This is a genomic window from Glycomyces sambucus (genome assembly GCF_900102815.1).
GTDB classification, from domain to species: Bacteria; Actinomycetota; Actinomycetes; order Mycobacteriales; family Micromonosporaceae; genus Glycomyces; species Glycomyces sambucus.
In genome coordinates, this window is record NZ_FNGF01000008.1 from 234,374 (window position 1) to 246,420 (window position 12,047).

Sequence of the window (12,047 nt, forward strand, 5' to 3'; positions counted from 1 at the left end):
GGGTGGGTTTGGTGCGATTGCAGCTTTCACGGGGCCGGCCACGTGAGTTCAGCCGCTCGACACCCCGCCGTTCACCCCGGTGGGGCTACCGTTGAGACGTGTCAGACATCGCCCCCGGCCCCCTGAGAGAGCAGCCCCCCAAGCTCGTCGCCGTCGACCTCGACGGCACCGTCGTCGACTACCACGACAAGCAGCTCACCACGCCCTCCAAGGCCGTGGTCGAGGCCGTCGCGAAGGTCCGCGCGGCCGGCGTCCCGGTCGCGGTCGTCACCGGCCGGGCCCTGTGGGGCACCGTCCGCACCGCCGCCGACCTGGGCCTGGACGAGGGCTTCGCCTCCGCGAACCACGGCGCGGCCGAGTACGACCTGGCTCTCGGCGAGGTCTCCCACGAGGCGGTCGTCGACACGCGCGCCGCGGTCGAGGCGTTCCTCGCGGCCGACGCGGAGGTCGAGTTCGCCGTCGCCCACGGGCTCGACGGCTGGTGGCACACCAGGGGCTTCAAGCGCGACTTCCACGCCAAGTGGGCCGGGGTCATCGACCTCGACGACATCCTGGAGCGCCCCGCCGCCCGGATCGTCGCCCGCGTCGCCTCCGACAACCGGTACGGCTCCGCGACCCGCTGCCCCCGCGCGCTGCGCCTCGCGCAGGGCGCCGGCCTCGATCCCCTGGCGTACCACGTGGAGGTCGGCTACAACGGCTGGGTCGACATCGGCCCCCCGGGAGTCAGCAAGGCGACCGGCATCGCCCGCATCGCCGAGCGCTACGGCGTATCATCGGCCGACACCGTGGTCTTCGGCGACGCCCACAACGACCTGACCATGTTCGCGTGGGCCGGTCACGCCGTCGCCATGGCGCAGGCCGACCCCGACGTGCGCGCCGCCGCCGACGAGGTCGCCCCCTCGGTGTGGGAGGACGGCGTCGCGAAGGTGCTGGCCCGCTGGTTCCCCTGAGCCCGGCGGATGTTCGACGAACGAGATTCGCCGCGGCGGGTCGAGACTACCGAGGAGGACGCATGATCCAACTGGCCCGGCTCCCCAGACTCGTCGCCACCGACCTCGACGGGACGGTCGTCCGCTCCGACGAGTCCGTGTCCCCCCGCACCATGGCCGCGCTCAAGCGCCTCGCCGCCTCCGGGGTCATCCTCGTCGGCGCCACCGGCCGCGGCCCGCGCCTGCTCGACCTGTGCCGCAACGACGTCCCCTCCGCGGACTTCCTCGTCATGGCCCAGGGCGCGTTCGTCTTCGAGTGCCGCTACGACGACACGGTCGTCGAGCTCGCCGACCGGTCCGTGGACGGGCGAATCCTCCACGAGGCCCTGCGGCTCATCGAGGCCGAGGTCGGCCCGCTGCGCGCGATCGCCGAGCCCGCCGACCCCGACCGCGCCCTCACCGGCGACCCGATGCCCGACTGGCCGTGGACGGCGGTGCGCCTGGAGACCGCGCCGCGCGACGTCGCGTTCACCGGCCCGATGGTCAAGGGCTACTTCGTGTCCGACTCCTTCACCGGCCCCGAGCTGCTGGTCGCCGCGCAGGACGTGGTCGACCCCGGGCTGGTCACCGTCACCGAGTCCGGCGTCGGCATGCTCGAAGTGTGCCCCGTCGGGGTCACCAAGGCCGCCGGCATCCAGGTGGTCCTCGACAAGTTCGGCATCGACTGGTCCGACGTGCTCGTCTTCGGCGACGCCACCAACGACCTCTCGATGATCAAGGCCGCCGGGCACTCCGTCGCGATGCCCAACGGGCACCCGTGGGTGCAGGCCGCCGCCAGCGAGATCGCCCCCGCCGGCAACAACGACGACGGCGTGGCGCAGTACGTCGAGGAGCTGCTGGAACTCCTGTGACCGGGGCTCCGGCGGCCGTGTCGGATCTAGGACACGGCCGCTACTGAGCGTTGCGTCCGGGCGCGAACGCCCCTAGGCTCCTTTGTGGTGGGGACCGCACTGGCCGAATCACGTTCGCGCACAGGAGTTCTCGTATGTCCGAAACCGAAGAGCCGCCATTCGGCATGCCCTACCGCCGGGAGACCCGCTACGACCCGCCCGCCGCGCTCCTGGAGCTCCAGGACCGGCCGCTGCGCCGCATCAGGTACCACCCCGACGGCGTCGAGGGCTGGCTCGCCACCGGGCACGCGGAGTCCCGGCGGATCCTCGCCGACCCCCGGTTCGTCATGGGCGAGCGGTTCCTCCACTCGCCCACCGACCTCCCGCACGTCTTCGTGTCCATCAGCGAGCGGGTCCCGCCCGGGTTCTTCCTATTCTTCGACCCGCCCGAGCACACCCGCCTGCGCCGCAAGGTCACCGGTGTCTTCACCGTCAAGCGGATGAAGGAGCTGGAGCCGCGCATCGCCGACATCGTCGACGGCTGCATCGCCGGCCTGCGCGCGGCCGGGCCCGGCGCGGACCTGGTGCGCGAGTTCGCGCTCCCCGTGCCCTCCCTCGTCATCTGCGAGATGCTCGGCGTCCCCTACGCCGACCGGGACGCGTTCCAGCGCGACTCCGCCGACATGCTCGACCTCGCCCGGTCCGTCGAGGACCGCAACAAGTCCATGGCCGAGCTGTACGGCTACCTCGCGGCCCTCGTGCCCGCCAAGCGCGACCACCCCGGCGACGACATGCTCAGCGCCCTCGCCGCCGACGACGACCTCCACGACACCGAGGCCGCCGGGATCGCCCTCATCCTCCTCGTCGCCGGCCACGAGACCACCGCGAACATGCTCGGCCTCGGCACCTTCGCGCTCCTGGAGCACCCCGGACAGCTCGCCCGGCTCCGCGCCGAACCCGGCCTCGTGCCGACCGCAGTCGAGGAGCTGCTGCGCTACCTCACCGTGCCGCACAACGGGGTCATGCGCATCGCGAAGGAGGACGTCGCGATCGACGACGACGTCATCCGCGCCGGCGAGCACGTCACCGTCGTCCTCCAGACCGCCAACCGCGACCCCGAGCGGTACGAGCGGCCGAGCGAGCTCGACCTCGGCCGGGACGCCCACGGGCATCTGGCGTTCGGGCACGGCCTCCACCAGTGCGTGGGCCAGCAGCTCGCCCGCGTCGAGATGCGCATCGCGTTCGCGAAGCTCTTCGCGGCCTTCCCGGACCTGCGCCTCGCCGTGCCCTCGGAGGACATCCCGATGCGCGTCGAGATGAACGTCTACGGCGTCCATACCCTGCCCGTCGAGTGGTAAGGCGCCCATGAGGATCGACGCCGACCGGGAGGTCTGCACGAGCGCCGGCATGTGCGCGCTCACCGACCCCGGCCGGTTCGACCAGGCCGAGGCCGACGGCCGCGTGGTCGTCCTCGACGCCGAAGTGCCCGAAGGCGACCCGGCGGCCCTCGCGGCGGCGGAGCGGTGCCCCTCCGGGGCGATCACGCTGCGCTGAACCGCACCCCGGACGCGCGGCCGGGACCGCCAGCCACCAGTGCGGTCCCGGTCGCGCCCAATACGTCCGCGCGTGCCGGGGCGTCGGCGCGGCGGCGACCATGAAGCGGCGCGATCGCGAAGCGGCGCGGTCGCATCGGGACCGCGGCGGTCATGGACCGGCGCGACCCGGAGCCCTCCGATTCAGCGCACGTCCCAGACCGGCTCGTCCGACTCCACGACCTCGCCGTCGCGCTGGAACACCACGAACCGGTCGAAGCCGCGCGTGAACCAGCGGTCGTGGGTCACCGCGATCACGGTGCCCGCGAACGACTTCAGGCCCTCCTCCAGCGCCTCGGCGCTGGCGAGGTCGAGGTTGTCCGTCGGCTCGTCCAGGAGCAGGCAGGTCGCGCCCGACAGCTCCAGCAGCAGCACCATGAACCGGGCCTGCTGCCCGCCCGAGAGCGTCCCGAAGTCCTGTTCGGACTGATGGGCGAGCTCGTAGCGCGACAGGGCGCTCATCGCCTTCGACCGCTCCAGCGACGGCCGGTCCCGGTCGCCCTCCCACAGGATCTCCCGCAGCGTGCGGCCCGCGAACTCCGGATGCTCGTGCGTCTGCGAGAAGTGCCCCGGGTGGACGCGGGCGCCCAGCCGCGCGGTCCCGCTGTGCCGCACCGGCTCCAGCGCCGCGACCACGCCCGGCTCCGCTGCGTGCCCCATTCCCGGCTCCGGGTCGGTGCCGCCGCGGGCGAGCAGGCGCAGGAAGTGCGACTTGCCGGTGCCGTTGGCGCCCAGCACCGCGACCCGGTCGCCGTACCAGACCTCCAGGTCGAACGGGAACGTCAGGTCCTCCAGCTCCAGGGCCTCGCACACCACGGCCCGCTTCCCGGTGCGCCCGCCTTCGAGCTTCACGCGGATGTCCTGGTCGCGCGGCGGCACCGGCGGCGGCCCGGCCTCCTCGAACTTCCGCAGCCGCGTCTGCGCGGCCCGGTACCGGGAGGCCATGTCGGAGTTGAAGGCCGCCTTGTTCTTGTACATGAGCATGAGCTCGCGCAGCTTGTGGTGCTCCTCGTCCCAGCGCCGCCGCAGCTCCTCGAACCGCTCGTGCCGGGCGACCCGCGCCTCGTGCCAGGTCGCGAACCCGCCGCCGTGCGTCCAGGCCGTCCCCGCCTCCAGGGTCACGATCCGGTCGGCCGCGTTCGCCAGGACCTCCCGGTCGTGCGAGACGAACAGGATCGACTTGTCGGACTCCCGGATCGCCTGCTCCAGTTCGCGTTTGCCGGGCACGTCGAGGAAGTTGTCGGGCTCGTCGAGCACCAGCACCTCGTCGCGGCCCTGGAGCAGCAGGTGGAGCGCGAACCGCTTCTGCTCGCCGCCCGAGAGCGTCCGCAGGGGCCGCTGCTCGACCTCCGTCCACGGCTTCCCGAGGACCGCGACTGCGACGGTGTCGCACACGACCTCGAACTCGTAGCCGCCCGCCTCGCCCCAGTCGGCGAGGGCCTGCGCGTACGCGAGCTGGTCGCGCTCGGTGCCGCCGTCGCCGGTCATCATGCGCCACTCGGCCTTCCGCCGCCGCTCCCAGACCGCGCGCAGAGCCCGCGGCCCCAGCTCGACCGCGAGGTCGCGCAGGGGCCGCTCGCCTTCGCGCATGCCCACGAGCTGGCGCATGACGCCGAGCCCGCCCGCGTGCGCGACCGTCCCGGACTCCGGCTGGAGGTCCCCGGTGACGATCTTGAGCAGGGTGGTCTTGCCTGTCCCGTTCGCGCCGATGAGGGCGACCTTGGCGCCCTCGCCGACGCGGAACGACACGTCCGAGAACAGGGTCCGTCCGTCCCCGAGCACGTACCCCACGCCTGACAGGTCCACGAATCCCATCCCGCGATTGTGCTGGCAGCCGCGCCCGCCCGTCAAAGCCTTTGCGCTCTGCCTACAGGCCCAGGAACGCCTCCAGGTGGTGCTCGGCGCGGCGGTCGAGGGCCGCGTAGTGGGCGGCGCGGGCGTCGCCGGTGAGCGGCGCGCCCTTGCTGAAGTTCCCCTCGGCGTCGACGGTCTGGGACTCGCCCTCGGCGTCGTGGAGGACCGCCACCGCGGAGTCGGGGATGCCGCAGTAGAACGAGATCCCTTCGCGCAGCACGCGGTCGAGGGTCTCCTGCATCCACGCCGCGAACTCGTCGCCGTCGCCCGCGCCGGCCAGGCCGAGCCACAGCATCCGCTTCCCGGCGAGCCGCGGCTCGCTGCGCCCGTACCCGAATCCGTAGTTCCACACCCGGTCGATCCAGCCCTTGAGCAGGGCCGGGACCCCGTTCCAGTAGACGGGGAAGACCGGGACGATCACGTCGGCGGCGAGCAGGCGCGCCATGTGCGCCCGCACCTCCGGCGAGTACGCTTTGTCGCGGTCGTCCCAGTCGGGCTGGTCGGCCTCGGTCATGCGCGGGTCGAAGCCCTCCGCGCGCAGGTCGAGCAGGTCGATCGCGTACCCGGCCTCCTTGAGGCGGGCGGCGGCCACGTCGCCGACGTGGGCGGTGAGCGAGTCGGCGCGGTGGTGCGCGACGACGACGAGGGCGGTCGGAGCGGTCATGCTGGCCTCCAAGGCGTTTCGTTGCATCGGATCCAGTACAGCCGCGAACGCCTGGACGGGCGATGACTGAGGCCCTTCGATCCATGCGCGATCGTCTACGATTGCGGCATGGACCCGCTCAGTGAACTCCTCAGTGGCATCCGCGCCGAGGGCGCGATCCTCTCCGGCGCCTTCCTCAAGGCCCCCTGGGTGGTCGGCTTCGACGACCGCGCCCCGCTCACCATGGTCACCGTCGCCCGCGGCGGCGGCGTGATCCTCCTCGCCGACGGCACCGAGGTCCCCGTCAAGGGCGGCCAGACCGCGGTCGTGCGCGGCCACGAGCCGTTCCGCATGGCCGACACCGCCGCCTCCGTGCACCGCCCCCACCTGGAGTACTGGCTCACCTGCTTCGACCCCGAGGCGTGCGGCCCCGACGGCGTCCCCGCCCCGCCCGGCGGGCCCGGCGAGGCCACGGACGTGTTCGTCGGCGCCTACCGCGCCTCCGGCCGCCGCCACGAGCGGCTGCTGCGCGCCCTGCCGCCCGTGCTCGTCATCGACGACCGCAGCGAGGTGTGCGTCATGCTCGACGCCTGCACCGAGGACTTCGCCTCCCGCAAGCTCGGCACGCAGGCGTTCATCGACCGCCTCTTCGACTGGGGCCTGGTCTGCACCCTCCGCACCTGGTTCGACCAGCAGGGATCGCAGGCGCCCTCCTGGTACCGCGGCTTCATCGACCCCGTCGCCGGGCCCGCCCTGGAGGCCATCCACACCCGGCCCTCGGCGCCGTGGACCGTCGCGGGCCTCGCCACCGAGGCCGGGGTCTCGCGGGCGCTGCTCGCCAAGCGGTTCGCCGAGATCATGGGCGAACCGCCGCTGACGTACCTGACGGAGCGGCGCATGGAGCTCGCCGAAGAACTCCTCGGCGATCCGGACCTGACCGTCGCGCAGATCGCCCGCAGCGTCGGCTACGCCGACCAGTTCGGCTTCAGCAACGCCTTCAAGCGCCGCAAGGGCAAGAGCCCCACCGCGTACCGGGCCAAGGCCGCCGTCTGAGCGCGGCGCCCCGTTACCGGTCGGTGCGCATCCACCAGTGCGCGCCCAGGCCCGCCGGATCGGTGAGGCGCGCGGCCTCGCCCGCGCCCGCCAGCGCCGTCGCGTACTCGACCGGCGCCCGGAACGCGAGGTCCAGGGGCGGCCGCTCGGCCGCGACGCCCAAGGCCCGCAACGCGTCGCGCTGGCGCTCGACGCGGCCGGCGCCGAGCGCGTCGACCGCGACGTGCGCGGTCAGGTCGCAGGTCCCGTCGGGGACTGGGGCGGTGTCGCGGCCGTCCCGGAACCCGGTGAGCGTGCCGCCGCCGGGCCGGCCGTCCGCCGTGTGGCCGTAGTCGACCGCGAGCACGGTGCCGTGCACGAGCTGCGCGGCGAGGTCGCGCCAGGCGGCGTCGCGCGGCCGCCCGATCTCGGCCCTCTCGCCCGGTGCCGCGATGGGCCACCACTGGTCGAGCCACCGGTCGTCGGCGGGTTCGAGCGGGCCTGCGAGCCTGGTCGCGCCGTGCGGGTCGACCTCCTCGTAGCGGCGCTCGCCGTGCTCGTCGACGACCGCGACGTCGCAGGGGACGTTGTCGAGGAGTTCGCACGCGAGGATCAGCCCCGTGCACCGCTCCGGGGGCTCGGTGCGCCACGCGATCCGCTCGGGCAGCCCGGCGGGGCGCGGGCGCAGTTCGACGGCGGTGAGGGCGACGCGTGCGGGGAGGCGGTCGGCGAGGTGCGCGAGGAGGTCGCCGCCCCCGGCGCCGACGTCCACGACCGCGAAGTCCGCAGGGCGGCCGAGGCGCGCGTCGGCCTCGTCGGCCACGGCGGCGACCGCGTCGGCGAAGACCCTGGTCTGGGCGCTGGTCGCGAAGTGGTGGGCGGGGAGTTCGCGCCGGTAGAAGCCCTCGGGGCCGTACAGGGCGCGCGCCATCGCGGTGCCCCACCGCTCGAACCCGCTCATCGCCTGACCCTAGGCGTTCAGTGAGAATCGCCACTCGGAGGCTCCCGGGCTGGCGTTGCCGTGCCGGAGACGCACAATTAACGCGTAGGCAATGACCGGTACCTCGAGAAGGACTGGATCAGCATCATGGATCAGCAGCGCAGCGGCGCGTCGCGGCGACCGGCCTCCCGGCTCGCCGTCGGCGTCGTCTCCGCGGGCCGGGTCGGCTCCGTCGTCGGGGCGGCCCTCACCCGCGCCGGCCACCGCGTGGTGGCGGCCTCCGCCGTATCCGACGACTCCCTCGCCCGCGCCGCCCGGCACCTGCCCGGCGCCGAGATCCTCACTCCTCCTGATGTGGTCGCCGCCGCGGACCTGGTGCTCGTCGCCGTCCCCGACGACGCGATCGCCCCGCTCGTGGCCTCGCTGCCGGTGCGGCCCGGCCAGATCTGGGTCCACACCTCCGGTGCGCTCGGCGCCGCGGCCCTGCGGCCCGCGCGGGACGCCGGGGCGCTCACGGTGGCGCTCGCCCCCGCGATGACGTTCACCGGCCGCGACGAGGACCTGGAGCGCCTGGGCGGCATCTCGTGGGCGATCACCGGCGAGGCCGAGGCCCGCTTCGTGGGCGAGGCCCTGGTCCTGGAGATGGGCGGGGAGCCCGAGCACGTGGACGAGGCCGACCGGGCCCGCTACCACGCCGCGCTCGTGTACGCCGCGAACCACCTCATGACGCTCGTGAACGACGCCGCGGACCAGTTGCGCGCCATCGGGATCGCGAACCCGGAGCGGCTGATGGAGCCCCTGGTGTCCGCGTCGCTCGACAACGCGCTGCGCCACGGCGACGCGGCCCTGACCGGCCCGGTCTCCCGCGGCGACGCGGGCACGGTCGCCCGGCACCTGCGGGCGCTCGCGGGTACCGACATCGCCGAGACCTACCGGGCCATGGCCCGGCGCACCGCCGAGCGCGCCCTCGAATCGGGGCGCCTGAAGAGCGCCGACGCCGAGGGCTTGCTGGACGTGCTCGCCCACCCCGACACCGAGGAGTCGCAGTGACAGTCCTGGTCCACGCGAAGGCCGACCTGGCGAAGGCCCGCGCCGCCCTGCCCGGGCGCGTCGCGGTCGTCCCCACGATGGGGGCGCTCCACGCTGGCCATCTGGCGCTCGTCAAGCGCGCCAAGGAGGTCGCCGATTCGGTGATCGTCACGGTCTTCGTCAACCCGCTCCAGTTCCGTCCGAACGAGGACCTCGACACCTACCCGCGGACCCTCGACGCCGACCTCGCGATGTGCGAGGCCGAAGGCGTGGACGTGGTGTTCGCGCCGAACGTGAACGAGATGTACCCGGACGGGCGCGAGGGCCTGACCACCGTGCACGCCGGGCCTGACGGCGAGATCCTCGAAGGCGCCTCGCGCCCCGGGTTCTTCACCGGGGTGCTCACCGTGGTGTCGAAGCTGTTCCACCTGACGCGCCCTGACGCGGCCGTGTTCGGCGAGAAGGACTTCCAGCAGCTCGCCATGGTCCGCCGCATGGCGCGCGACCTCGACACGGGCATCGAGGTCGTCGCGGTCGCGACCGACCGTGAACCCGACGGCCTGGCCCGGTCCAGCCGCAACGTGTACCTGTCCGGGGCCGACCGCGCCGCCGCGCTGGCGATCCCGCGCGCGATCGCGGCCGCCCAGGACGCCCCCGACCCGCTCGCCGCCGCCCGGGCGGTGCTGGCGGCCGAACCCGGCCTGGACGTCGACTACGTCGCCGTCCGGTCCGCCGACCTCGGCGAGGCCCCCGACCGGGGCCCGGCGAGGATCCTCATCGCCGCGAAGGCGGGCACGACCCGCCTGATCGACAACGCCCCCGTGACCGTAGGAGACGCCCGATGATCCGCACCATGTTCAAGTCCAAGATCCACCGCGCCACCGTCACCCAGGCCGACCTGCACTACGTCGGCTCGGTGACCGTGGACGCGGACCTGCTCGACGCCGCCGACATCCTCGACGGCGAGCAGGTCGCGATCGTCGACATCACCAACGGCTCGCGCCTGGAGACCTACACGATCGCGGGCGAGCGCGGCACGGGCGTGATCGGCATCAACGGTGCCGCCGCCCGGCTCGTCGCCCCCGGCGACCTTGTGATCCTCATCTCATACGCGCAGATGGAGGACGCGGAGGCCCGCGCGTTCGCGCCCACGGTCGTTCACGTCAACGAGCGCAACGAGATCATCGAGGTCAACGCCGACAAGGCGCACCCCGCCCCGGGAACCGCGGGCAACGTGGTGGCGTCGCCACTAGCCGAGCGGTAAGTTACAGACTCATGAGCGAAGAACCGAAGACCGCGACCGCCGCGACAGGGACCGACGAGGCCAAGCAGGCCGACAAGCCCGACCCCGTCGACGACCTGAAGACCACCCGCCACACCCTGGGCGACCTCGCGTACACGGCCACCACCGGGCGCATCGTGTTCCACGAGGAGGTCACCGAGGACGAGAAGTTCAACGGCCGCAAGCCCAAGGCCGAGGTCTCCATCACCTACTACACCCTCGACGACGCCGACGCCGCCGAGCGGCCGGTCACCTTCGCCTTCAACGGCGGGCCCGGATCGTCCTCGATCTGGCTGCACATGGGCCTGCTCGGCCCGCGCCGCGTCGACTCCGGCGACGCCGGGAACCTCACCCCGCCCCCGTACGGCCTCCTCGACAACGAGGAGACCCTGCTGCGCCACACCGACCTGGTCTTCATCGACCCGATCTCCACCGGCTGGTCGCGCGCCGTCGAGGGCGGCAACCCCCGCGACTACCACGGGTTCACCAAGGACATCGAGTCCGTCAGCGAGATCATCCGCCTGTGGACCACGCGGAACAACCGCTGGCTCTCGCCGAAGTTCCTCATCGGCGAGTCCTACGGCGGCACCCGCGGCGCCGGCATCGCCGAGTACCTGCTCACCCGGTTCGGCCTGGCGCTCAACGGCGTCATGTTCATCGCCCCGGCCTTCAACATGGAGACGCTGTTCCACACCAGCCGCTCCGACCTGCCGGGCCCGCTGTTCCTGCCGATGTACGCGGCCACCGCGCACTACCACGGGCTCCACCCCGACCGCGAGCTCGACGACCTCGTCGCCGAGGCCCGCGCCTACGCCGACGAGTACCGCGCCGTCCTCGCCAAGGGCCAGAACCTGACCCCCGAGGAGCGCGCCGCCGCGGTTGCCAAGGTCGCGTCGCTCGCGGGCGTCAGCGAGGCGTACGTCGACGCCGCGAACCTGCGCCTGGAGCACACCCGCTACTACGCGGAGCTGCTGCGCCACAAGCGCCTGGTCACCGGCCGCCTCGACACCCGGTTCACCGGCCCCGCCGACCACTACACGTACGAGCGCATGCCGTACGACCCGTTCCTGGTCGGCACCGACGGCCCGTACACGGCCGCGCTCCAGCACTACGTGCGCACCGAGCTCGAATACGAGAACGAGCACGTCTACGAGCGGCTCTCGCGCGCCGTGCACCCGTGGTCGTACAAGGAGTTCGAGGGCGAGGCCGTCGACGTGATCGGCAAGCTCGGCAACGCCATGCGCCTGAACCCCTTCATGAAGGTGCACATCGCGATGGGCCGCTACGACGGCGGCGTGCCGGTCGAGGCGATCGAGTACACCCTCGACCACATCGAGATCCCGCTCGAGGCCCGGGCGGCCATCGAGACGAAGACCTACCCGGCCGGGCACATGATGTACGTCCACGAGGAGTCGCGCATCGCCCAGTCGGCCGACCTCGCCGACTTCGTCCAGCGCGCCTCGGCCCGGGGCTGACCGCACCCGTGACCACCGCGAACCCGGGCCCGGCCTGCACCGCACCACGCGGTACAGGCCGGGCCCGGCCGCACGAGGCGGCCACCCCGACAGTCCGGCGCCTGAACGGCCCCCGCCGCCGTTCTGCGCCGGCCGTCCCCGTTGTGCCATCGGGTCAGGCCGCGTCTTCGGGTCAGGCCGCGTCTTCCGGCCGCGCCGCCCCATCCGGTCGGGCTGCGTCCTCCGGCCGCGAGGCGGCCCGCCGCCGCGCCGCGGCCGCTCATCGAACCGGCCGGGACGCATCGCCCGAGGACCCCTGTCGGACCCCTCGGGCACGCTTGCAAGCGGGGGCGACCGTGAACCCGCGAATCACTCGCGTTCCCGCCCGCCGCGCCGCCGCGA

At 73.2% G+C, this 12,047-nt stretch carries 12 protein-coding genes; 9 read left to right on the forward strand and 3 right to left on the reverse strand.

The annotated features are described in order from the left end of the window. Window positions 1-98 precede the first annotated feature (98 nt). The 4 genes from BLS99_RS22910 to BLS99_RS22925 all read left to right on the forward strand — a co-directional run bounded on the left by BLS99_RS22910 (window position 99) and on the right by BLS99_RS22925 (window position 3,373). Complete coding sequence (locus BLS99_RS22910; RefSeq protein ID WP_091054042.1) at window positions 99-950, forward strand: HAD family hydrolase; 852 nt, start codon at window positions 99-101, stop codon at window positions 948-950. 62 nt (window positions 951-1,012) lie between these two features. Continuing rightward, the gene (locus BLS99_RS22915) at window positions 1,013-1,840 is read left to right on the forward strand and encodes an HAD family hydrolase (RefSeq protein WP_091054043.1); all 828 of its coding nucleotides are present in this window, start codon (window positions 1,013-1,015) and stop codon (window positions 1,838-1,840) included. A gap of 134 nt (window positions 1,841-1,974) precedes the next feature. Next, window positions 1,975-3,177 carry a cytochrome P450 gene (locus BLS99_RS22920; protein ID WP_091054044.1) on the forward strand — a complete coding sequence of 401 codons (1,203 nt, stop codon included), beginning with the start codon at window positions 1,975-1,977 and terminating at the stop codon, window positions 3,175-3,177. A gap of 7 nt (window positions 3,178-3,184) precedes the next feature. Beyond that, window positions 3,185-3,373 (forward strand): ferredoxin, encoded by a 189-nt coding sequence (locus BLS99_RS22925; protein WP_091054045.1) that lies wholly within the window; start codon window positions 3,185-3,187, stop codon window positions 3,371-3,373. A 182-nt stretch (window positions 3,374-3,555) separates the two neighbouring features. Here the strand turns inward: BLS99_RS22925 and BLS99_RS22930 are convergent, their stop codons facing one another. Beyond that, entirely contained in the window at window positions 3,556-5,226 is a 1,671-nt protein-coding gene (locus BLS99_RS22930) for an ABC-F family ATP-binding cassette domain-containing protein (RefSeq protein ID WP_091054046.1), read from the reverse strand. 52 nt (window positions 5,227-5,278) lie between these two features. After that, window positions 5,279-5,929: an NAD(P)H oxidoreductase gene (locus BLS99_RS22935; RefSeq protein ID WP_218126809.1), complete on the reverse strand. Its 651-nt coding sequence runs from the start codon at window positions 5,927-5,929 to the stop codon at window positions 5,279-5,281. A gap of 108 nt (window positions 5,930-6,037) precedes the next feature. Here BLS99_RS22935 and BLS99_RS22940 point away from each other — a divergent pair, with 108 nt between their 5' ends. Beyond that, window positions 6,038-6,961, forward strand: coding sequence for an AraC family transcriptional regulator (locus BLS99_RS22940; protein WP_091054048.1), 924 nt, complete (start codon window positions 6,038-6,040; stop codon window positions 6,959-6,961). 13 nt (window positions 6,962-6,974) lie between these two features. Here the strand turns inward: BLS99_RS22940 and BLS99_RS22945 are convergent, their stop codons facing one another. Next, complete coding sequence (locus tag BLS99_RS22945; RefSeq protein ID WP_091054049.1) at window positions 6,975-7,901, reverse strand: SAM-dependent methyltransferase; 927 nt, start codon at window positions 7,899-7,901, stop codon at window positions 6,975-6,977. Between the two features lie 126 nt (window positions 7,902-8,027). Here BLS99_RS22945 and BLS99_RS22950 point away from each other — a divergent pair, with 126 nt between their 5' ends. From BLS99_RS22950 to BLS99_RS22965, 4 genes are read left to right on the forward strand one after another with little or no spacing between them, the layout of a single operon-like run. Further along, a complete protein-coding gene (locus tag BLS99_RS22950) occupies window positions 8,028-8,930 on the forward strand; it encodes a Rossmann-like and DUF2520 domain-containing protein (RefSeq protein ID WP_091054050.1) in 903 nt (300 codons plus the stop codon). Next, on the forward strand, window positions 8,927-9,754 hold the full coding sequence (gene panC / locus BLS99_RS22955) for a pantoate--beta-alanine ligase (protein ID WP_091054051.1): 828 nt from the start codon (window positions 8,927-8,929) through the stop codon (window positions 9,752-9,754). The genes BLS99_RS22950 and panC overlap by 4 nt, the downstream gene beginning before the upstream one ends. Continuing rightward, window positions 9,751-10,173: an aspartate 1-decarboxylase gene (gene panD / locus BLS99_RS22960; protein ID WP_091054052.1), complete on the forward strand. Its 423-nt coding sequence runs from the start codon at window positions 9,751-9,753 to the stop codon at window positions 10,171-10,173. The genes panC and panD overlap by 4 nt, the downstream gene beginning before the upstream one ends. 11 nt (window positions 10,174-10,184) lie before the next feature. Further along, window positions 10,185-11,666, forward strand: a complete 1,482-nt coding sequence (locus BLS99_RS22965) for a S10 family peptidase (protein WP_091054053.1) — start codon at window positions 10,185-10,187, stop codon at window positions 11,664-11,666. Window positions 11,667-12,047: the final 381 nt, after the last annotated feature.